A 21310-nucleotide genomic window follows, 5' to 3' on the forward strand; every position below is an offset into this window, starting at 1 on the left:
CAAGATAGGTCTAGAGGTAGTGAAGCTTTAGAGGAGTTACCGTGAGTTATCAAGTTGGCCCGGCGGATACGTTGGCCGAGGGCGAAGCCCTGCTAGTTGAGGCAAAAGACAGCGGAGCAGCCGAAGATATTGCGGTGTTCCACGCCGAAGACGGTAACTTTTATGCGTTGCAAGATGAATGCACCCATGAGGTCGCGTCACTCTCCGACGGGTGGATCGACGGCTGCGAGGTCGAGTGCCCCCTGCATTCCTCCAGCTTCGACCTGCGCACCGGCAAGGTGCTGTGCATGCCAGCCACCAAGGACGCCCGCACCTACACCGTCACGGTGGTTGACGGAAACCTGGAACTCGATATCTAAATGCCTTCCGTACACATCATCGGGGCCGGAGTCGCCGGTTACACCCTGGCCCGCGAACTGGTCAGCAAAAACTACTCGGGAACCATCAGCATCAGCGATGCCCAGGGCCTTCCCTACGACCGCCCTCCGCTGAGCAAATCACTGCAGGCCGAACCCTTCGCACCCCTGTCCTGGTACCGCGAACACGGCATCAACCTGGTGCAAGAACACCTCACCGAACTGGTGATCCCGCAGGCCGAGGACGACTGGGTGGTCCTTGCCACCGGCACCATCCCGCGCACCCTCCAGTGCCCCGGGGCGCAGTACGCGCGCAGCCTGCACACCGCCGCCGACGCCCAGTACCTGTCCAACGAGCTGGACTCGGGAATGTTCGGGCAGCGGGTTTTGATCATCGGCGCCGGACTGGTGGGTGCCGAATTCGCCTCCACAGCCCGCATGCAGGGTGCCCAGGTCACCCTGGTGGCCTCCTCCGAGGCCCCCTTGGCCCACGTTCTGGGCGATGACCTGGCCCGCCAGCTGCACGCCGAGCACGCAGCCCACGGAGTGCGAACCCTCACCGGTACTGTCAGCGAGCTTGGCCCCAACCACGCCGTGGTTTCCGGCCAACGGATCGAAGCGGAAATCATCGTTGCGGCCATCGGTGTGGATGCGGATACGGCGCTCGCCGAACACGCAGGCCTGGCCGTTGAGAACGGAATCCTTGTCGACGCCGGCCAGCGTTCACTCAGCCACCGGCAGGTGCTGGCGCTGGGCGACGCGGCACGCCACGACGGACAAGCGCGCGCGGTCCATTGGGAAGCGGCCATGGAGGATGCGGCCATTGCCGCGGCAACAATCCTGAGCACCACCGCACCGGCCCGCTCGGTTCCCTGGTTCTGGTCCGACCGCCATGATTCCCATGTGGAAACCGTGGGAGATTTTTCCGCCGTGTCCAGTGTGATCAAGCGGCACAACCGCCGGGGCAAAATTCAAACCGTTTTTGGCCTGGATGCTACCGGCGCACTGGTTGCCGCGTCCATGGTTGACGGGGGATTGATGTCCAAGGCGGTGCGCAAACTCATCAGCCGCGGGGTGAGTCCGAGTATTAATCAGATGGAAGATCCACAGATCGGGCCACGCGAGTTAGGGCGTCCAACACCATGAGTACCGGAGCCCAGGGCCGTGTCCCGGAAGCATTGCAGGTTCCTACCCGCCGGGTAGGCGTCGCGTGGATCACCGCGTTGGTGATTGTGCACATCGGGATCAACGTCGGTTTTTTTGCACCGATTCAGGTGTTGTTGGGACTGCATGCCCAGCAGCTTGATGCGAGCCAGAAAAACGCCATCCTCTCCCTGGTCACCGGGGTGGGGGCCGCGGTCTCGCTGGTGGCCAATCCGCTGTTCGGTGCGCTCAGCGACCGGAGCACCTCCAGATTCGGCCGGCGCATCCCCTGGGTTTTCTGCGGCACCATCACCGGTGCCCTGGCCCTGCTGTTGATGTCCAGCGCCCAAACCGTCAGCATGCTGGTGCTTGGATGGGCGCTGATGCAGGCCGCCGGCAACGCGGCCCTGGCGGCGATCTTCGCCGCCATTCCGGACAAGGTCCCGGTTGAACAGCGTGGTGTGGTTGGCGGGTTGGTGGCCCTGGGGCAAACCTGCGGCTCGCTGATCGGTGCGGTCATCGGGATGTATGCGGCCGAAAACCTGGTGTTCGGTTACGCCATCGTGGCTGTCGCGGTGGCCCTGTGTTCCATCCCGTACGTCATGATGCGCCAGGATGTTCCGTTGCCCAAGGGAGCGCTGGAACCCTTGAAACTCGGGGAGTTCGTCAAGAGCTTCTGGATCAACCCGGTGAAATACAAGGACTTCGGTTGGGCGTGGCTGACCCGCTTTATGCTGTATCTGGGCTGCCAGCTGTGCCTGGTGTATCTGCTGTTTTTCCTCCAGGATGAGCTGGGCCATCCAGACCCGGCACAAGGTGTGCTGGTGCTGACGGCGGTCTACGCCTTCTGCGTTATTTTCTCCTCTGTGGTGTCCGGGAAGCTCTCGGATCGCGACGGCAAACGCAAAAAGTACGTGATCATCTCCTCCGTGATTGTGGCAGCCGCCGCCGGGGTGCTGACCTTCGCATCCACCTTCCCCGTGGCCGTCATTGCCGCGGTGTTGCTGGGCATCGGGTTCGGCGCCTACCTGGCCGTGGACTTCGCCTTGCTGACCCAGGTGCTGCCTCATGCCGACTCGCGCGGCAAGGATCTGGGCATGATCAACATTGCCAATTCGCTGCCCCAGGTGGTTGCACCCTTGATCGCCTGGTTGTCGGTGACCTGGTTCGGCGGCTACCCAACCCTATTCATCATTTCAGCCGTCATCAGCTTGGTTGGCGCCGCGCTGGTTCGTCAGATAAAGAGTGTCCCGTAATCATGTCCGATGCAATTTCATGGCTCACCAATGATGCGCCCTTCGCGATCACCTTCGTGTTCTTTTTCTGCTTGGCTTTTGCCCGCGGCAATGCGACCTATTGGGTTGGCCGCGGAGTGGCCAAGGGCGTGGAGCACACCCGCTTCGAACGCCATCTGCACGGCCCGGTATATCAACGGGCGCAACGGTTTATCGCCCGTTGGGGAATGCTGGCGGTTCCGCTGAGCTTCTTGACCGTAGGCATCCAATCGGCGGTCAATGCCTCGGCCGGGATCAGCCGCATGCCGGTGCGGCGCTATCTGCCGGCGGTCGCACTGGGCGCGTTGGCGTGGGCCCTGCTCTACACCACGATCGGCCTGGCCGTGTTCTACGCCTGGCTGGCGTTGGACTGGCCGTGGCTGGTTGCCGGGATTGTGCTGATTATTGTGGTTGCAGTGATCGTGATCCGGGTGCGCAAACGCCGCAACTGGATCGAGGCATCGGAAACCGGTGCTCGGGAATAGGGCCACACCGCCCCCTACCGCAGAACAACACAGGATCACACATCGTTGAAAGCAGGTGTGCAAAAAATGCTTAACGGCACCAACACTTCGGGCCGCCAGGGTGCACAGCTTGACGAGCTGGACCGCAAGCTGCTTGAGCTGCTCTCCAAAAACTCCCGCCGGACCAATAACTCGCTGGCCGAAGAGTTGGGCATCGCCGCCTCGACCTGCCTGGCACGGCTGAACACCCTGCGTGATTCGGGGGTCATTTCCCGGTTCACCATCGAGGTTGACCCGCAAGTGCTCGGACGCGAGCTCGAAGCGTTGATCTTCGTTCGCATCCGCCCCGGCGCCCGGCATCTGATGGCGAACTTCGCCACCGAGATGCGTGACAAACCAGGAGTGCGGCAACTGTTTTTCCTCGGTGGTGTGGACGATTTTGTCTTGCATGTTGCGGTGCGGAACTCATCGGACGTGCGCCAATTTGTGCTGGACTACCTCTCTGCCAACCCCGCGGTGGCAACCACCCAGACATCGTTGGTGTTTGAACACAGCCATGGAACCGGCGAGTTCTAGCCTGCTGCGCCACCGAGTATTGGTTGGTAGCTACGTGCCATGATGGTGCGGAGATTCAATTATTCGAATAAAACTGCTAAACTTGATGTTCTTCTCTCCACGAGGGTCATCGTTCGACAAGTTCGAAATGAACACGGCAGGTTGCCGGTGTCGCCGGGCGAAGTGTCCTCGACTAGAAGATAAGGGGGTTGAGAAGACAATGAACGTAGAAGCCACAATACTCACTGCCCTAGTCACCCTGACAGTGCTGGCAATCGTCACCGTGGTGATGGTGCTCAAATACAACCGTCAACACCATGAAGAGATTCGTCAGGGACTGCTGAAGCAAGCAGCACACTACGGTATCGCGTCACCCGATGAACTCACCAACAGCGAACTAACGCTACAGATTCGTGCGGCCAAACGCGCACGCAAGCAGCGGAATATTAAAACCGCCTAACTGCAGCTACCGATAGAACAGCGATCAAGCGGAGACAGGAATCCTGTCTCCGCTTGATCGCTGTTCAACGACGAATTCTTGATGAAATTTCGATTCTCACCACAGATCTCCATCACGAAGATGGCGCGGCAGGGCCGCCCTTTGGCTGGGGGGACTTTGAGTGGGAAAGGTTCTGGCATTGAGCTGTCCGTTATTCAACGGACTTCATCGTTTGCTCGGGCGCGGCTGATGCCTTCAGGCGTGCCTCGAGTCCTTGCAAAATGACCTCGACGGAAAAATCAATAGAAGTTGATGGCGAGTACTGGGAATGATCAACTGACGCCGTGTATCCCGGCAGGCTCGCCCTGATGTTTTCGGTCATGACCGGTTCAGGAAGTCCCTGTGCTAGTCCCAAGGCTTGGAAATCAATCAAAGCGATAATGAGACGTAATTGATCCGGGCGGAAACCTGCCCTGAGCAGCGAGTTGAACACCGGCTCGTAGACGGAAATCGCCTTTTCGTTAAAAAACGAGGTAGCGAAAATCAGTGGAAGCAACCGCAGGTGACGAGAATACTGCGTTGCGAGCTGGCGAAGCAGCCGCTCGACTGCGCTACGCCAGTCGTCTTCTGGCGGCATCGGGTCAATGTTTTCGAGAATCCTCGATCGGGCGAGATCGATGACCTCCGCCCGACCGTGGACGTGTGTGTAGAGGGACGAGGGAGCAACACCTAGATGCTTAGCCAACGCGACCATTTGCAAGTCACCGCTTTTCTCCACGAGCTCTAAAGCAGCATCGGCAATAATGTCCTTTGAGAGAATCGGTGTTGCTGGTCTAGTCATCTAAACTCCAAGAATCGTGCGGTAAATCCCGGGCCTACTTCAACGAATAACCCTGGGATTCAATGGTCTCACGGAGGTCTTCCCTACCGTCCAAATACCGTGCTGACGTTGCGGTCTTAACTGAATCGCTCCAAGTTTTTTCACATAATCCGGCATGGGTGCGGAAATCTTGGAAAGCCTGTTCATATCCACTGAGCCATTCGTCCGTCGCAGTGGAGATGTATTGCTCTTGATGGAGCACCACCTGTTGTGGCGGACGCGGCCGGATCGAACCCTTGTGCTCCGGATCTGGCCTGCCCAGTGCCATCCCGAAGACTACGTAGCTGTGTTTGGGCAGATTCATCAGTTCTGCAATCTCTTGTGAACGATTCCTCAGCGATCCCAGGAACACTCCACCGAGACCGATGGCTTGTGCGGCGACCATTGCGTTTTGCGCGGCAAGTGCAGTGTCGACGGAAGCCATGATGAGCGAATCCAAATAGTCGACGATGCGGTCTTCTTCGGAGCCGAGGCCTGCGATCTGGAGGTTCCGCGACATATCTGCAACCCATAGCAAAACAAGGGGTGCATCGGCAACGAAGTCGTACCCTTTGCCTTCCATGGAAGGACCTTGGGTGAAACTGGCGAGCTTAGCTTTTGTTCCGGCATCGCGAACCGCAATCACGCTCCAGTAATGCTGATTTGACGACGAAGATGCCGATTGTGCGGCGGCCACTAGGGTAGCTACTTCTTCACCTGACACTGCAGTTGGCAAGAAGGAGCGTTCGGAGCGATGCGCAATGAGATGAGCGACGGTGTCATTCCAGAGGATCTCTGGTTGCGCGGCGCGCCCATAACGCTGGCCGAGGAGCTGTTTTTGAGAGGTAGGGGTGTGCATGATTTCCTTTCCGAATCGGATTCGGTAAACATAACCCACCGGGCGACCGTTCTATTCCGAATCCGATTCGGAAAAGTTGAATGTGATGCGGGCAACCCTTTGGTGCGGGCTGATTGCGCCCTGCCCGCTCGGCGCAGGGAAACGGATTGGCTTCAGGGGCCCATGAGGCAGGAGGTCTGCTGGGGTCGGAAGCCGCGGCGGCCGAGTGATGGACACCATAAAAAATATGCAGTTTGCATCACAGGGGCATGTGTGTTTGTGAACAAAGCGCAGGGTATTTAACGGATGGCAAAATTTCGTGGGGTTTACTGGAAGTACGGTGTTTGAATCTACATAGGAGCGATGGTTACGTATGGGCACGATCCCACTGGGCGAAGATATTTTGTTGGCACGACATGGCTCCAACATCGTTAAGTTTCGCCAGAACCGCAAACACCGCGAAACCGTTGCCTTCCTGCGCGGAGGCGATATTGATACCGCTCCAAACACCGTGAATGCTGTGCCGGTCGCGGCTCGAAGCATCTCCCAGATCGAATCCGCGTACCCCGCGGCACAGGTTCCTGAATCGCCTGCCGCAAGCATCAGCCGTGGCGCGGCCCGCTACCTGAATAACGAAAGCGCCATCAGCCGTCAGGAAGTCCGCTCGCTGGCCAAGATCTCATTGGGTTTCAGCGCGCTGATGGGCACCATTTTCGGCGGCCTGCTGCTGGCCCTGTACAAGGTCGGTGGCCCCGAAGCCTTTGATTCCATCGCGACGATGAGCACCATGCAGTAGCTTCCCACGCATCACCGTGCCATGCGAGGTCCCTTCAAGGGGCCTCGTTTTGCTTTTAACGCTCCGAGCGCCGGCGCCGCGGCCTCGTCGCGCAGCTTGTTGCAATCCCTTGTCAAGTCTCGTATTTCTGCGATACAAGGCATAGGATGGCGGCAACTCGACTGAGGGGAGTGCATCATGCGCTTTGTGCTGGAAGTTAATTTTGATACCGAGAACATGCAGCTGAAACCGCTGGAGGAGCTGCAAAAGATCCTGCGCGACTGGTCAACCAAGATCACCATGTATCCGTTGGTGCCAGGAGCCCAGGAGGACGTTTTCGACTCGGATAACGAGGAAGTCGGGGAGTGGGCGATCCTGGATGACTAGGGCTGGCGGCTAGTCCCGGCGTTTGGAGAACCGTCCGATGACATATCCTGCCGCGAGGGTGATCAGCAAGATTGCCCACAGCGGTGCGACCGTGTGGAAAAGGAAAAGCTCAACACGCGCCATTTGCAGATTCTGCAATATGAAAACCAGCGCAATGATCACCAGTACCAGTGAGGCCCACTGTTTCCCGGTGACCCGCTTAACCCAAGGAGTTTTGTGTGGCTCATTGGCCTGGCGCGGTTCACTCATTTTTGCTCCCCGTGGCAAGCAGCCCTGCCACCAGTGCATACAGGCCGCGCTGGAACGAGTCGTCGCTGGTGTTCAAACCCGTGGCACGCTGGTCGGAAACGGCCTGGGTGAAATTCGGTGTCGCGTCCTTGTGGTTACGGGTCTCGAAGATGTCGTGCGGCGCGGCCGTGTCCATGGCGGAACCGAAGATGAATGATTCAAGGGCGACGATGGTCGGGACTATTGCTTCATCCCTCAGCTCTGCCGTGCGCAAGGACTGGGCCACCCGCTCATACATGTTCAGGGTGCGCGGCGAATCGGAGACCGGAAGCACCGCGATCACCGGGATGAGCGGGATGTGTTGCGCGAAAACGTCCCGATAACTGGTAGCCCACTGAATCAGCGCCTCGCTGAGCGGCTCCCGGTCGAACACCGAGGTGTCCACCTCGGTCATGACAAGTTCCTGAATCCATTGCAACAGGTCCTGCTTGGAGGAGACATGATTGTACAGGGCCGAGGCCGCCACACCCAGCGACTTGGCCAGGCGCTGCATGGTCAGTGCCTCGTACCCGTCGACGGAGACCAGCTCCAGTGCGTGAAGGGTGATTCGTTCCCGGTCGAGTATGGCCTTGCGTGGCCTGCCCGCGCGTCGAGGCGCCGCTTCGCTCATCAATGATCCCCTAGTTGACGTGGGTTACTTCACAAGATCGTGTTCGTACCCTATGCTATAGGAAAGATAAATGAACTCAATTCATTTTATTGTTCAAGGAGAGCAATCATGAAACATCTCGAACGCGACGTTGTTGTGATCGGTGCCGGCCCCTCGGGTCTGACCGCGGCCTACGAGCTGGCCAAAGCCGGAAAGTCCGTGGCGGTGCTCGAAGCCCGCGACCGCGTGGGCGGCCGCACCTGGACCGACACCATGGACGGGGCGACCATCGAGATCGGCGGCCAGTGGATCAGCCCGGATCAGACCGGCCTGTACTCGCTGATCGAGGAACTGGGCATTGAAACCTTCGAGCGCTACAAGCAGGGCAAGAGCGTCTACCGCACCGAGGCCGGAGAAGCCATCGTGTACGAGGGTGAAGATTTCCCGGTGGAGCAGTCGACCATCACCGAGATGAACAAGCTCATCGAGATCATGAACACCCTGGCCGCGGCCATGAATCCGGACAAGCCGTGGGAGCACCCGCAGGCCGAGGAACTGGACAAGATCTCCTTCCACCACTTCCTGCGCGAGAACTCAGCAGACGAGGTCGCCTGCAACAACATCGGCCTGTTCATCGCCGGCGGCATGCTGACCAAACCAGCTCACACCTTCTCCGCCCTGCAGGCCGTGCTGATGGCCTCCTCCGCCGGTTCCTTCGATAACCTGGTGGACGAGGACTTCATCCTGGACCGCCGCATGAAGTCCTCCATGCAGGGCGTTTCCATCGAGGTCTCCAAGCGCCTGCCCGAAGACTCGTTGTTCCTGAACAACCCGGTGCTCAAGCTCGAATGGAGCGAGGAGGGCGTGGTGGCCCACGGCGCGGATGTCACCGTGAAGGCCGCGAAGGTCGTGCTGGCGGTACCGCCAAACCTGTACAGCCGGATCAGCTACTTCCCGCCGCTGCCACGCTGGCAGCAGGTCACCCACCAGCACCAGTCAATGGGCCTGGTCATCAAGGTTCACGCGGTCTACGACACCCCGTTCTGGCGTGAAGAGGGCCTGTCCGGCACCTGCTTCGGCCCGAACCACCTGGTTCAGGAAATCTACGACAACACCTTTGACGGAGAAGAGACCGGCACCCTGGTCGGCTTCATCTCCGATGTCGAGGCGGACAAGGTCTGGTCGCTTGAGAGCGATGCGGAGCGCAAGGACCTGGTTTTGAAGGCCATGGCCGAGTTCCTGGGCGAAAAGACCCTGGACCCGAAGGTCTTCTACCTCTCGGACTTCGGCTCCGAGGAATGGACCCGCGGCGCGTACGCGACCAGCTACGACCTGGGTGGGCTTTACCGCTTCGGCCCAACCCAGAACGATGCAGTCGGCCCGATCTACTTCAGCTCCTCTGACCTGGCCGGAGAAGGATTCCAGCACGTTGACGGCGCGGTCCGCATGGGACGACGCAGCGCGGCCCGTATTCTCGCGGAACTCGACGGCACCTCCTACGACGAGTCCTACGACGGAGTGGCCACCCTGACCGCTTCGGCCGACTCGAAGATCACCGTCTAAGACGATGAAACTGCTCGTAGGTTACACCGCCGACGAACGCGGCGCAGAGGCCATTGAATTGGCCAGCGCAGTGGTGGCCGGGACTACTCAGGCATCTGTACAGATCGCCATCGTGCTTCCGGCCGCCGCACCCTTCAGCGCCGTCTACCCGGGCGGGGATCATGGATATGAATCCATCCTCTCCGCCCAGGTGGACCGCTGGGCCGCCGAAGCGCTGGCACTGGTTCCCCAGGGAATCCGTGCCAGCGTTGTGGCGCGCTCGCTGTCCTCCATCGCTGAAGGGCTGATCGAACTCGCAGAAGAGTTCGGAGCCCACGGTATTGTGCTCGGCGGACGCAAACGCCACGTGGGCGGGTTCTTCATGCCCGGCGCCATTGCCAATGCGCTGCTGCACTCCTCGCCGCTTCCGGTTTTCATGACCTCGCCGGCGTCGCTGGCGAACCTTCGTGAAGCCGGGGGACAGATCACCCGTCTGACCGCCTTTGTTGGCGGGCGCCCGGGTGCGCGAGACGTGATCGATCTGGCTGCGCGGATTGCCGACGCACGCGGGGTCAAGCTGCGGGTGGCGACCTTTGTGGAGAACACCGAGGTGGGCGACGGGGCAGCGGGCCTCGATGCCTATGTGCAGCAGATCCGTGACTACCTTGATGAACTGGTCAAGGAGCTGGGCATCGAGGCAGTCATCGAGGTGATTGCCGGCGGCAGCATTGACACTGCCATCAACAAGTTGTCGTGGCAGCCCGGCGATCTGGCCCTGCTGGGTTCGGCCCGGCTGGCGGCCAGCCGCCGCCTGTTTATCGGACCGAAAGCCCACCGCATCCTCGGCCACCTGAACGTGCCCATGGGAGTCATTCCCACCTTGCCATCTACCCGGTAGAAAGCCGATCAAAAATTCGTATTCCTTGGATTTCCTCCAAACCGCAATCACCGTCCAGGGCGCTTCCGCAGACCTGACTTGTTGTTCAGGGTGGCCTCAGGCGCCAAGGCTCAACGGTGAGCCGCACACTCCCAAAGGTTTTTGACAATGTCACAAGAATTGAGGCGGGATAACCCTCCCGAAATGAACGATTCGGGACTGCATGAAAAGGGTCTCTCCAAGGGCACCGTTGGTGTCATGGGCCTGATCGTCATCGGTATTTCCTGTATTGCCCCGGCCTACACACTCACCGCCGGGCTCGGCGCGACCGTTGCCGAGGTCGGCACCAGCCTGCCGGCCATCCTGATTGCCGGCTTCATCCCCATGCTGCTGGTGGCCCTTGGCTACCGGGAACTGAACAACGCCATGCCGGACTCGGGGACTTCCTTCACCTGGGCCACCCGCGCCTTCGGGCCCATGATCGGTTGGATGGGCGGCTGGGGCTTGATCGCGGCCACGGTGATTGTGCTCTCCAACCTGGCCGCGGTGGCGGTGGACTTCTTCTACATCCTCATCGCCCAGCTCACCGGCCAGGAATGGATCGCCGAGCTGACCAAAAACCTGTGGATCAACATTCCCACCACCTTGGTGTTCATCGCCATTGCCGCCTACATTTCCTACCGCGGCATGAACGCAACCAAGGTGTTCCAGTACGTGCTGGTGGGATTCCAGGTGGGTGTGCTGCTGCTGTTCGCCATCATGTCCTTCACCTCCAACGCCCCTTTCGACCGCACCCCCATCACCTGGGAAATGTTCAACCCGGCCGGTGTCGAGTCATTCACGGCTTTCGCCGCCGGTATCTCGCTGTCGATTTTTGTGTTCTGGGGCTGGGACGTCACCCTGACCATGAACGAGGAAACCACCGACCCCAACAAGGTCCCGGGCCGCGGCGCGACCTGGACGGTGCTGATCATCATCGCCCTGTACCTGGCAGTGGCCACCGCGGTGCTGTACTTCGCCGGCGTGGGAACCACCGGCCTGGGAGCTGGCAACCCGGATAACCAGGAATCGATTTTCGCGGTGCTCGCCGGCCCGGTGATGGGTCCGTTGGCCATCTTGATGTCGCTGGCCATCATGTCCTCCTCCGCGGCCTCGCTGCAGTCCACCATGGTCTCCCCGGCTCGCACGCTCCTGGCCATGGGCTACTACAAGGCCCTGCCAAGCAGTTTTGCGAAAATCTCGCCACGATTCATGTCGCCCTCGGTGGCCACCGTGGTTTCGGCCGCCGCAGCCGCGGCGTTTTACGTCATCACCCGGCTGCTGTCGGAAAACGCGCTGTGGGACACCATCACCGCCCTTGGCCTGATGATCTGCTTCTACTACGGTCTGACCGCTTTGGCCTGTGTCTGGTACTTCCGCTCGGAACTGTTCACCAACGCCCGGAACTTCTTCTTCAAGTTCTTGGCCCCGCTGGTCGGCGGCATCATCTTGCTGGTCATGTTTTTTGTGACCGCGGTTGAATCCACGCAACCTGATTACGGTTCGGGATCCAACATCGGCGGGGTTGGCATGGTGTTCATCCTCGGGGTGGGTGTGCTGCTGCTCGGGGTGCTGATCATGCTCTACAGCCGCTTCCGCCACCCGGCCTTCTTCAAGGGCGAAACGATCAAAACGGGGAAGAACCTGAGCCTCTGAGAACACCGAGCATTCGGCGTCACGGTTGAACATTGAACCACCCAAAGCGAGCTTTGGGTGGTTCAATTGGTTTTATGACTAAACCTTCGGTTCTCTTCATTTGCTCACGCAACGCCGGGAAATCGCAGATGGCCGCGGCGCTGATGGATTATGTGTCTGCGGGCCAAGTGATCAGCTACTCGGCCGGGACCAACCCGGGAGCGGCGATCAACCACGAAGCGGTGGCCTCGCTGGCAGAGGCCGGGGCGGATATGTCCCTTGGCGAACCCAAGGCCATCGATGCCTCGATTGCGGCGAGTGTTGACCGGGTAATCATCCTTGGCACGGATGCAAACCCCCACTTTGAACCGCAGGTGAAAACCGAACGCTGGGTCACCTACGAGCCGAGCGAAGACGGTATTACCGGGTCGCAACGGATGAACATGATCCGCGACGAAATCGCAGATCGTGTCCGCGGCCTCTTCCACGAACTGGAGAAGTAACAATCAGTATCAGTACGACTACTCGCCGCACAACGTCGTGGTGGCTTCCAGGAATCTGCCTGATTTTGACCGGTTGGTGCGCCAATCAGTATGTGTCATTGATCAGCTGGTACCAACAGCATCGCGCGCTGAGCGAATTCGAAGCGATGCTGGTGATGGGCAGTTACCTGCTTGGCATGATTCCCGCCTTGATGTTCGGCGGTCCGCTGACAGACAAGTTCGGTCGCAAACCGTTTACCCTGGCGGCCTTGATCTCATCGTTTCTCGGGTCGCTGACCCTGATTGACGGCTGGATTTTTGAACCGGGATTGTATCTGGGGCGCGTCTTCTCCGGGCTTGGAATGGGTCTGGCCATGGTGGCGGTGACCAGCTGGGTCAAGTTGCTCAGTCCCGGGCCGGCGGGCGCGACCAGGGCGGCGCTGTGTACATCGGCGGGATTCGCCATTGGCCCGGCGATCTCCGGGGTGATCGTGGGGCTGAGCCAAAGTCCCGAGCTGGCCTACGCCCTCCACGCCCTGGCTGCCCTGGCCTGGCTGGTGCTGATGTTCACCACCACCGAGCAGCAAACCGAAGCACCGGTGGGGGAACAGGCCGCAAAACGTGCAGCTCAACAGGATGCGCACACCAGCGAGCAGAACCTCAAACGTTTCTACCAGATGGTGCTGCCGGCGGCCCCGTGGGTCTTCGGGATGGCCGCCACCGGTTTTGCCGTGGTTCCCGCGCTGACCGCGCAACCGGGGCAATCCAGCTTGCTGTATTCAACCGTCGCGGTGGTGATCACCATGGGTGTTGGCGCCGGGATTCAGCCGTTGATCCGACGGTTTAATGATGTGAAACGCGCTTTCTTGTTGATTTGCGGGTTGGTGGTTGCGTTGATTGGTTTGCTGCTGATGATTGTTCTCTCACTGACCGGATCTGCCGTGGTGGGCACCATTACGTCGGTGGTCTCCGGGGCCGCGAACGGCATCTTGCTGGTTGCCGGCTTGAGCCAGGTCTTGGATCTGGCAGGACCGGCTGACCTAGGGAAACTGACCGGGCGGTTCTACATGTGCTGCTTTATTGGGTTTACGTTTCCTACCCTGTTTGCCCTCTGGCGACCGATGGCGCATCCAGCGCTTTTCCTCGGTCTTCTCGCGGTGTTGTGCCTGGTATCGATCCTGCTGGTACTCCGGGCGCGCAAGTACCTTCCGGGGCGGACTTTGAAGTACGTCAGCGAATAATGGCCAGGCACCTGGGTGCCTGGCCTTTAACAAATGGTGTTGCGCCGGCGTTCATTTGAAGTCAAGATTTGGACGTAGATGAAAAGTACGGGTCGAAAAGTAAGTTTCGCACGATTTCTGGCCCGCGGAGCGTGGCGGGTTCTGGGGACAACCTAGTGTTTTGAGCTGCTGAGCTTCTTCAACAATTCGGTGGTGCGGAACGGGATCACATCGCGCAGGATCATCGATGTCGAGGTGCGTGTGATCCCAGGGCAGAGGCGAATTTCCTCGCTGACGCGATAGAGATCATCGGGATCTGTGGCGGCGACCCGGATCATGAGATCGGTATCTCCGGCGGGGGCGACACATTCAAGAACTTCCGGAATCTGACGAAGGCCGGCAATTGCCTCGTTGAGTCGGGCCTGATCCAGCTCGGCACTGACAAAAGCGCTCACCCCGCGCCCCATGGCGGCCGGCAGGATGCGTGCCGTGTTCGGTCGGAGGGCTCCGGAATTCGCGAGGCGCTCCAAACGAGACTGAACTGTACCGCGCGCCAATCCGAGTTGCTGAGCGAGCATCATGATGGGAACACGGGGATCGGCGTCGAGGGCCAAAAGGATACGTCGGTCGGTTTCGTCGAGCTGATACGTATCCGAATTCATGTGTGTGGTCTCCTCAGACTGCGTGTGCGTGGAGAACGCGAGTTCTCCAGATCAATTTTAGGCAAAATGATCAGTAACTCATAAGCATGTTGCACGGACTGATCGGTTTGTTGCATTCGTAGTGCTCGCGAGACCAGCGAGGGTGCGAATTGCTCAGTTTGCGGCCAGTTATGCACAAGTTGCGTTGAATCGGATCTACCGACATCAAATGACAGTAACCTGAAGCCATGAGGTTTTTACGATTGGAAGATGTTGCGGAAGAGCTCAACGTCAAGCTTCCGCAAATACGTGCCTTGATCAAAAGCGGTGAACTGCCTGCGATCCAGATCGGTGGCAGGGGAGTGTGGCGTGTGGAGCGTGAAAAGCTGGAGGAATATATCCAGGCGCGCTATGCCCAGGCCCGTGAGGAAATTGACCACGAGGCCTGAGCGATGCGCCGGTAAATGCCGTTGATTCTCGCTGGAACAGCCGGACCCTAGTTTTTGATGCCGTTGATGAATGAGTGCAATGCATCGCGGACAAAGGGAGCATGCCCCTGATAGTTGCGCGCAAAACGCTCATCGGTGACGTACAGGTCAGCAAGCCCGAGCACGTAGGCCTTCGTTTGATCCTGATCCCCGGATGCCGCCGGAGTGCCCGGGACTCTGCCCAGCCACTGCACATGGCGCGCAGCTAGCTGTTGGGCCTCCGGGCTATTTGCCGAGATCCCGCTGGAACCCGCGTGCACCCATGCTTGGTTGAGCTCTTTGACCTGTTCCATAAATGCGGATCGGTCGGCAGCGTTTTTCGAGCGCCACCATTGATCCGAACGTTCATAGGCTTCCGAACCCCATCGGCTGATGACCTCGTCCTTATACTGCTCATTAAAACCTTCAAAGGCTGAATCGAGATTCATGACCTCCCCGTTCTGTAGTGAATTGATGCTGTGATGCAGGGCGCTGATCTGTCGATCGATGTTTTCCCGCTGGCTGTTCAGGTCTTGGACGTGAGCCTGGAGGGCTTGGACCTGATCGGTTTTTGAATCGAGGACTTCGGCGATGGTATCCAGACGCAAACCCAGCTGGCGCAGCAACAAGATGCGTTGCAAGCGAACCAGCTCGTTCTGGCCGTAGTGCCGGTACCCGTTGCGGGCAACAAACTGCGGACGAAGCAAGCCGATCTGATCGTAGTGCCGCAGGGTCCTGCTGGTGACACCCGTTGACTTCGCGACTTCGCTAATGCTGTAGCTTGCTTGGAGACCATTGAGCCCGTGTTTCCTGTCCATATCCCCAAGCTACAGGTTGACGTTGCGTCAACGTCAAGAGGTGCCTAGTTGGCCCATATCCCTGCGCTGCGCGCCTTCTTGTCAAAATGACCGAAAAGGGGGCGTTGACTCGCATCTGAGTGATCATATTGTTTAGTGAAATTGCGTTGTATTGCACAGTTTGATCTGTGTGTTGTTGAATATGTGTAGTTGAAGTCGTTTGCGGCCACCTCCGCACATGACTGTCACCGGCACGTCCCAGACCAAAGTCATCTGCGACAGTGTCCCGGGCCTCGACCATCCGTATCGGGCTATGGTGAATAAAATTCGCGAGCGGCTCGTCGGAATTCCGTTTTCAGGGAATACCGACGAGCCGTTCGTTTGCGGTGTCCCCGCACAGGGGATCAGTGCGAAACACTGAAACGAAGCCACCAAAGTTGCCCGGGGCTCTGGAAGAATGAGCCCTGAAAACACCGGGGACTCGAAGGAGCAATGTTGAGAACATCTGCAGGCGTCTGGCAGAACTGGTGGATGCAACTGGTGGCAGGCCTCTTGATTGTGGCGGTCGCCGTTTCACCATGGTTGTGGATCGGCTACGAAGACCAAGCGATCTTGCCTTACGCCTCGAATGATGCGCTTGGCATACTGGTGGTTTTCGCCATGACAACACTGCTCAGTGCCTACCTCGCCCGAAGGATGGGCCGCGGAGGAACAAGATTCACCGTGGTGGCAGACGTCGGTGTGGTTCTGGGATACCTGGCGCTGGCATTTCAGTCGTTATACGTCCTGGAACCTGGGCTCTTTAAAGGTGAGATCTCGGTGGCCACGGTGCATCACCTGTATTTCTTGGGCGCCGTGTTCGTGGTGTTCCAAGTCCTGTATTTCCTGATTGCCAAGCTGAAGCTGATTGCCGTTGCGCCCTTGGTCGCACTGATCGCGGTGGGAGTCAGCTACTGGTTGCAGGTGATTGCTTCATTGCTCGTTGGTGCTCAGACGTATACCCATTACCTGTGGTATGCCGGTCCGATTCTCCTAGGTCTGGTGCTCGGTGTCCTCGGCTTCCTGAAAGCCGCGAATCTGTTGATCTGGATTCTATCGCTGGTTATTCAGTGGTTGACGCCTGCAGTATTCGAAAGTGTTGCGGCCCTCGGCCAAAGCGAGGAGCGCGGATTTTCGAATAATCTCCGCACGCTGAGCCATGACATTTCGCAGACCATGATCAATCAGGAGTGGCAAACTCCTGTGTTGGTGAGTTTGGCTACCGCGATGCTCACCAGTGTCATCATGCTGATCGTTCACAAGGTCCGCAGGCATCGCTGAAAACAAAACGCACCGGTTCGGATAGGTGCGTTGGCCGGAAGCCACGCTGTCGTGCAGTCAAGTTCGGAAGGAACAAATAATGAGCCAGGTTGAACCAGAAGCGAACGAATCGGTGTTGATCGCCACGAACCTCCAGGACTCCGTAGAACGTCATCCGGTGAAGCCCGGCAAATACGCTGCCAAACGAATTTTCTCCGGCCAGAAAGCCCAAATCACAGAGATCGTTTTCGATGCCGGGGTCGAGCTTCCTAACCACGTGGCTCGGGCACCCATCATCGTTCAGGTGATCAGCGGGGAGGTTGAATTCACCGTCGGGGACGCAACGTCAACTCTGGGGGCGGGTGGCTCAATCTTCGTTGAGGCCAATGTCCAGCATGCGGTGTTCGCGGTGACCCAGGCAAGAATCACCGTGACCTTCCTCAGCGCGTAGAAAACCGGATCCAGTTCATCGCGGTGGGGTGCTCATGTTGAATTTGAATAGAATCAACTCATGAGTGAGTTGCGCGAACGCGATCCGGATGAACTGGTCCAGCCGATTATCTTGCGGATCGACAAGGAAGATCCCTCCAGCGAGGACGACGGGATTTCGGCCGTCGCACGGGCTGCCGTGATTGCCTACTTGAGCGCACCGCAGGATCCGCACTGGCAGATCTGGGCTGAACAAGCTTTTGCCAAATCGGTACGACGAGCAAACCCCAAGATGTTCGACAAGGTCTTGCAGATGTACCCCGAAGCAATGCTCAGTGAAGTTGGCAAGGCCCAAGCCGTTGGCCTGCCCCCGCTGCCAGCCAATGATTTGCCGAAATTGATTGCAAAACTCCAAGTCTCAGGAACCCAGCTCCCCAAGAGCGATCAGGTGCTGATCTCCGAGGTCAATATCGCCATCAAGGATTCGCTGCACATGTCAACGGGCAAGGCAGCCGCGCAGGCGGCCCATGCGCTCTTTGCATGGTTGACACAGGAGCAGGGTGAAAACATCGAGAGATGGCTGAAGGCCCATGCTCCGGTGGGGGTGCAGCACTTGCCCGATGCTGAATTCAGGCGGCTCCGTGAGAGGGCCGCGGGGCCGGTGATTCAGGATGCGGGGCGCACCGAGATCGAACCTGGTTCCGAAACTGCATTTGTGTATTTTCGAAGCATCTAGGTGAATCTAGGGTGTGAACATTCTGTATTTTCTCTGGTTATGACATTCTAGATATGGTAGCCGTGACTGGAGGACTACCGATGGACCGCTGTCATCCAGTTGTTTGCCTCACTTGATGGTGTGGCTCGGACCGAAAGATCTCAGATGCCCCGTCGCACCCGCGCGCTAGGCTTGGCCTTGTCGCTGTCCCTCTGCCTGAGCCCCGTGATCCCGGCTACCGCAGCGCCAACACTCGCGCCTGCGCAGGAAGCGATGATCGCCAGCGCGGTTAAGACCGTCAGCAAAAAGACGATTGAAAATCTGAACTTGCGCCAGAGCGCCAGCGCGTCGTCCAAGTCCTTGTTGGTCATTCCGAAAAACACCACGGTGAAGGTCAGCTCCACCAGCAATGGGTGGTCAAAGGTCAGTTATAACAGCAAAACCGGCTGGGTCTCCTCCAAATTTCTCACCGATGCTTCCGCCTCATCCACCGTCAAAACACCAACGTACCGATACCTGAGCAGCTATCAGGTGCTGCGCCAGGGTGCATCATCGACAGCAAAATCGTTGGGTGCCCTGCAACGCCGGACCAAAGTTGAACGCCTTGGAACCTCTGGAACGTGGACCAAGGTCAAGGCTGGCGGCAAAACCGGATTTGTTCCCACCAAGCAGTTGGCTAGCAGTATCCCAGCGGTCTCCTACCGTTGGACCACGTCTAAACAGCCGATCTTCGTGACTGCCTCGACAAAAGCTGCCAAAGCTACCACCGTGGCCGCCGGCGCAAAGGTGACCTGGCTGCGAAACTCCGGCAGCTGGAGTTCCGTGTCTGTTTCGGGTAAAACCGGGTGGATCCAGAGCAAGTACCTGACCAGTACCGCACCGCTAAAGGTCATTGGCTCTCGGTGGACCATTGGCAGTACCGCGGTGAAAAATGGGACTTCCACTTCTGCGAAATCGTTGGGTACCATTCCTGCGGGCCAAAAACTTGACCTGTACTCAACCAGCGGCTCCTGGTCCAAGGTGAAAACGTCCAAGGGCATCGGCTGGGTACCCAGTTCATCTTTGGTGAGCACAACGTACAAGGTGATCGCCAACAAGCCTTATTGGGCCGGGGCAAGCCTTTCACTGAAATCCGGAAATAGCTCAAGCACCAAAACCCTTGGCACCCTTGCAAAGGGAACGAAGGTGACCGCCCTCGGCACGGCCAATGGGTGGACCCGGGTTAAATCCAGCAAGGGAACCGGCTGGGTTCCCAGCAAGAACTTGTTAACCAAAGCACCGGTGATCGACAAGGTTATTGGCTCCCGGTGGAGCATCGAGAAAACCGTGATCCGGGCCAGCGCTTCAACGACTGCTAAATCCGTGGGAACCGCTGCCGCCGGACAGAAGCTGAGCCTCTATTCAACCAGCGGTTCATGGTCGAAAATCAAAACATCAAATGGCGCTGGATGGGTTCCAACTGCTTCCCTGGTAACCTCCGCATATACCACCGTGGCCAACAAACCGTCCTGGACGACCGCAGGCACCACACTGCGTTCAGCCAACAACGGAAGTTCAAAATCGCTTGGCTCGATCGCCAAAGGGCAGAAACTGACAGTTATCGGCACCGCCAATGGCTGGAGCCGGGTCAAAACGTCGAAGGCTACCGGGTGGGTCCCCACCAAGTCTTTGACAACCAAGGCTCCGGTGGTGGATAAGGTAATTGGTACTCGCTGGAGCCTGGATGCGGTTGCCGTACGCGCATCTGCCTCCGCAACCGCAAAATCGTTGGGGACCATTCCCGCCGGAGAGAAGCTGAGCCTCTACGCCACCAGTGGATCGTTTTCCAAGGTGAAAACCTCCAAGGGGACCGGTTGGGTAGCTACCTCGACGCTGTCGAGTTCCGCGTACACGGTCATTGCCAACAAATCCTATTGGGCAACCACCTTCGTGAATCAGCGCGCCGGAAACTCCGTGAGCACCAAAACACTGGGTGTGCTTTCCAAGAACGAAAAGGTCACCGCGGTCGGCTCGTCCAACGGTTGGATCCGGGTGAAGAGCCGCTTCGGTACCGGATGGGTCTCCGGAGCCTACCTGTCGGTGTCCCAGCCGAGCTTGCCGTTGCCGACGACACCGCCTGCACCAGCGCCCGATGCAAGCTATCGCTGGACTACCGCCAACGTCAATCTGCGCACGGGTGCCGGCACGCAGTACGGCTCCAAGGGAGTTGTCGCGCTCGGTGAGAAGGTCACCTATCTGAAGACCTCGAATGGTTGGGCGAACGTGGTCACCAGCCTGGGCAGTGGCTGGATCAGCGACGACTACCTGAGCACCAAGGCTACCGTCTCGGTGCAACCGGACACCCAGAAAGTCATCGATGCGGTGAAGGACCGGTTCGCGGCCAGCATCAGCACCATCTACACCCTGCGCAGCGGCTCGGTCGGACACAGCAGTGGAAAAGCCGCGGACCTGATGATCAAGAACTACAAAACTGCTGCGGGTGTTGCAAACGGGGACAAGATTGCCCAGTTCTTGCTGGATAACCGGAACCAGTTGGGGATCTCCTACCTGATTTGGCAGGACGAAATCTGGCTGCCAACCACCGGCTGGACTGCCTATTCCACCTCGGGCAAGTACGGTAACCAATTCACCGGAAACTGGAACGACACTACCCGGCACATGGATCACATCCACGTGGAGGTTTACGGCAACTCGGCAAACAATAAACCACTTGACCTCAGTTCACTGAAGTAGCCTCGGCGGGCCTTGCCCTTGCAGTCATCGGAGCCTCGGGAACCTGCGCCACTTGCGGCGTGCGTTTGCCGAGGCTCTGTTGGCGTCTGGGCAAGGCGTGCTGGGTCTTGATCAAAAAATTTGGTCAGCCGCGAGATTCTGGCGGCTCGGGATCCTCGGGGTCCTTCCGGCCTGGATATGAACAATTTTTTTGTCAAGATTTTGCCGTGGGCGGTTCACGATGATGTTTGCCGTGGCGCTCGCTGTTGGTTGGTCGAAACGCAGTTCGTGGTTGGTTGATCAAAAAATTTGGTCAGTGGCGAGATTTTGAGGGCCGCCGTGGCACGGGGCGCTCGTGGTGCAGCTGATCAATTACTCGCTCAAGTTTCTCCCGGCATCAGGATGCCCGCCGCAATGCCCATTGGTTGACGCCGAAGGTCAGCAGGTAAAAATTCCCGGACTCGAATTGAATGTTTGACCCCTCAAAC

At 58.6% G+C, this 21310-nt stretch carries 24 protein-coding genes; 18 read left to right on the forward strand and 6 right to left on the reverse strand.

Going from position 1 to position 21310, the window contains the following annotated elements:
• The first annotated feature begins 41 nt into the window (after positions 1-41).
• The 6 genes from ACIOWL_RS08060 (at position 42) to ACIOWL_RS08085 (ending at position 4252) form a co-directional block, all read left to right on the forward strand.
• On the forward strand, positions 42-359 hold the full coding sequence (locus tag ACIOWL_RS08060) for a bifunctional 3-phenylpropionate/cinnamic acid dioxygenase ferredoxin subunit (protein WP_400383412.1): 318 nt from the start codon (positions 42-44) through the stop codon (positions 357-359).
• Positions 360-1502: an NAD(P)/FAD-dependent oxidoreductase gene (locus ACIOWL_RS08065; protein ID WP_400383414.1), complete on the forward strand. Its 1143-nt coding sequence runs from the start codon at positions 360-362 to the stop codon at positions 1500-1502.
• The gene (locus ACIOWL_RS08070; protein ID WP_400383416.1) at positions 1499-2755 is read left to right on the forward strand and encodes an MFS transporter; all 1257 of its coding nucleotides are present in this window, start codon (positions 1499-1501) and stop codon (positions 2753-2755) included. The genes ACIOWL_RS08065 and ACIOWL_RS08070 overlap by 4 nt, the downstream gene beginning before the upstream one ends.
• 2 nt (positions 2756-2757) lie before the next feature.
• Entirely contained in the window at positions 2758-3258 is a 501-nt protein-coding gene (locus ACIOWL_RS08075; protein WP_400383418.1) for a DedA family protein, read from the forward strand.
• 66 nt (positions 3259-3324) lie between these two features.
• A complete protein-coding gene (locus tag ACIOWL_RS08080; protein ID WP_400384236.1) occupies positions 3325-3813 on the forward strand; it encodes an Lrp/AsnC family transcriptional regulator in 489 nt (162 codons plus the stop codon).
• A 199-nt stretch (positions 3814-4012) separates the two neighbouring features.
• On the forward strand, positions 4013-4252 hold the full coding sequence (locus ACIOWL_RS08085; RefSeq protein ID WP_400383419.1) for a hypothetical protein: 240 nt from the start codon (positions 4013-4015) through the stop codon (positions 4250-4252).
• A gap of 190 nt (positions 4253-4442) precedes the next feature.
• On the opposite strand, the gene ACIOWL_RS08090 is transcribed toward ACIOWL_RS08085, so the two are convergent.
• Positions 4443-5072 (reverse strand): TetR/AcrR family transcriptional regulator, encoded by a 630-nt coding sequence (locus ACIOWL_RS08090; RefSeq protein ID WP_400383421.1) that lies wholly within the window; start codon positions 5070-5072, stop codon positions 4443-4445.
• Between the two features lie 34 nt (positions 5073-5106).
• On the reverse strand, positions 5107-5949 hold the full coding sequence (locus tag ACIOWL_RS08095; protein WP_400383423.1) for a nitroreductase family protein: 843 nt from the start codon (positions 5947-5949) through the stop codon (positions 5107-5109).
• A gap of 352 nt (positions 5950-6301) precedes the next feature.
• On the opposite strand from ACIOWL_RS08095, the gene ACIOWL_RS08100 reads away from it, so the two are divergent.
• A complete protein-coding gene (locus ACIOWL_RS08100) occupies positions 6302-6724 on the forward strand; it encodes a hypothetical protein (RefSeq protein ID WP_400383424.1) in 423 nt (140 codons plus the stop codon).
• A gap of 177 nt (positions 6725-6901) precedes the next feature.
• On the forward strand, positions 6902-7090 hold the full coding sequence (locus ACIOWL_RS08105; RefSeq protein ID WP_047120071.1) for a hypothetical protein: 189 nt from the start codon (positions 6902-6904) through the stop codon (positions 7088-7090).
• 9 nt (positions 7091-7099) lie between these two features.
• Here ACIOWL_RS08105 and ACIOWL_RS08110 read toward each other — a convergent pair whose 3' ends face one another.
• Both ACIOWL_RS08110 and ACIOWL_RS08115 read right to left on the reverse strand, forming a co-directional pair.
• The gene (locus ACIOWL_RS08110) at positions 7100-7339 is read right to left on the reverse strand and encodes a hypothetical protein (RefSeq protein ID WP_400383426.1); all 240 of its coding nucleotides are present in this window, start codon (positions 7337-7339) and stop codon (positions 7100-7102) included.
• A complete protein-coding gene (locus tag ACIOWL_RS08115; RefSeq protein WP_400383427.1) occupies positions 7332-7988 on the reverse strand; it encodes a TetR/AcrR family transcriptional regulator in 657 nt (218 codons plus the stop codon). The genes ACIOWL_RS08110 and ACIOWL_RS08115 overlap by 8 nt, the downstream gene beginning before the upstream one ends.
• 108 nt (positions 7989-8096) lie before the next feature.
• On the opposite strand from ACIOWL_RS08115, the gene ACIOWL_RS08120 reads away from it, so the two are divergent.
• The 5 genes from ACIOWL_RS08120 to ACIOWL_RS08140 all read left to right on the forward strand — a co-directional run bounded on the left by ACIOWL_RS08120 (position 8097) and on the right by ACIOWL_RS08140 (position 13783).
• Positions 8097-9530, forward strand: coding sequence for a flavin monoamine oxidase family protein (locus ACIOWL_RS08120; protein WP_400383429.1), 1434 nt, complete (start codon positions 8097-8099; stop codon positions 9528-9530).
• Between the two features lie 4 nt (positions 9531-9534).
• Positions 9535-10407: a universal stress protein gene (locus ACIOWL_RS08125; RefSeq protein WP_400383431.1), complete on the forward strand. Its 873-nt coding sequence runs from the start codon at positions 9535-9537 to the stop codon at positions 10405-10407.
• Positions 10408-10590: 183 nt separating this feature from the next.
• Complete coding sequence (locus ACIOWL_RS08130; RefSeq protein ID WP_400383432.1) at positions 10591-12081, forward strand: APC family permease; 1491 nt, start codon at positions 10591-10593, stop codon at positions 12079-12081.
• Between the two features lie 74 nt (positions 12082-12155).
• A complete protein-coding gene (locus ACIOWL_RS08135) occupies positions 12156-12563 on the forward strand; it encodes a low molecular weight phosphatase family protein (protein ID WP_400383434.1) in 408 nt (135 codons plus the stop codon).
• Positions 12564-12628: 65 nt separating this feature from the next.
• Positions 12629-13783, forward strand: a complete 1155-nt coding sequence (locus tag ACIOWL_RS08140) for an MFS transporter (RefSeq protein WP_400383436.1) — start codon at positions 12629-12631, stop codon at positions 13781-13783.
• 152 nt (positions 13784-13935) lie between these two features.
• On the opposite strand, the gene ACIOWL_RS08145 is transcribed toward ACIOWL_RS08140, so the two are convergent.
• Positions 13936-14424: an Lrp/AsnC family transcriptional regulator gene (locus ACIOWL_RS08145; RefSeq protein WP_400383437.1), complete on the reverse strand. Its 489-nt coding sequence runs from the start codon at positions 14422-14424 to the stop codon at positions 13936-13938.
• A 227-nt stretch (positions 14425-14651) separates the two neighbouring features.
• Between ACIOWL_RS08145 and ACIOWL_RS08150 the strand changes: the two genes are divergently transcribed.
• Positions 14652-14852 carry a helix-turn-helix transcriptional regulator gene (locus ACIOWL_RS08150; protein WP_400383439.1) on the forward strand — a complete coding sequence of 67 codons (201 nt, stop codon included), beginning with the start codon at positions 14652-14654 and terminating at the stop codon, positions 14850-14852.
• Between the two features lie 47 nt (positions 14853-14899).
• Here ACIOWL_RS08150 and ACIOWL_RS08155 read toward each other — a convergent pair whose 3' ends face one another.
• Entirely contained in the window at positions 14900-15688 is a 789-nt protein-coding gene (locus ACIOWL_RS08155) for a MerR family transcriptional regulator (protein ID WP_400383441.1), read from the reverse strand.
• 471 nt (positions 15689-16159) lie between these two features.
• Here ACIOWL_RS08155 and ACIOWL_RS08160 point away from each other — a divergent pair, with 471 nt between their 5' ends.
• The 4 genes from ACIOWL_RS08160 to ACIOWL_RS08175 all read left to right on the forward strand — a co-directional run bounded on the left by ACIOWL_RS08160 (position 16160) and on the right by ACIOWL_RS08175 (position 20843).
• The gene (locus tag ACIOWL_RS08160; protein ID WP_400383443.1) at positions 16160-16987 is read left to right on the forward strand and encodes a hypothetical protein; all 828 of its coding nucleotides are present in this window, start codon (positions 16160-16162) and stop codon (positions 16985-16987) included.
• A gap of 79 nt (positions 16988-17066) precedes the next feature.
• Entirely contained in the window at positions 17067-17417 is a 351-nt protein-coding gene (locus ACIOWL_RS08165; RefSeq protein WP_400383444.1) for a cupin domain-containing protein, read from the forward strand.
• A 60-nt stretch (positions 17418-17477) separates the two neighbouring features.
• Positions 17478-18131, forward strand: coding sequence for a peptidyl-tRNA hydrolase (locus ACIOWL_RS08170; RefSeq protein WP_400383446.1), 654 nt, complete (start codon positions 17478-17480; stop codon positions 18129-18131).
• 144 nt (positions 18132-18275) lie between these two features.
• Complete coding sequence (locus ACIOWL_RS08175; protein WP_400383448.1) at positions 18276-20843, forward strand: SH3 domain-containing protein; 2568 nt, start codon at positions 18276-18278, stop codon at positions 20841-20843.
• Positions 20844-21310 lie beyond the last annotated feature (467 nt).

It is taken from the genome of Glutamicibacter sp. NPDC087344, from assembly GCF_044744225.1.
GTDB lineage: Bacteria > Actinomycetota > Actinomycetes > Actinomycetales > Micrococcaceae > Glutamicibacter.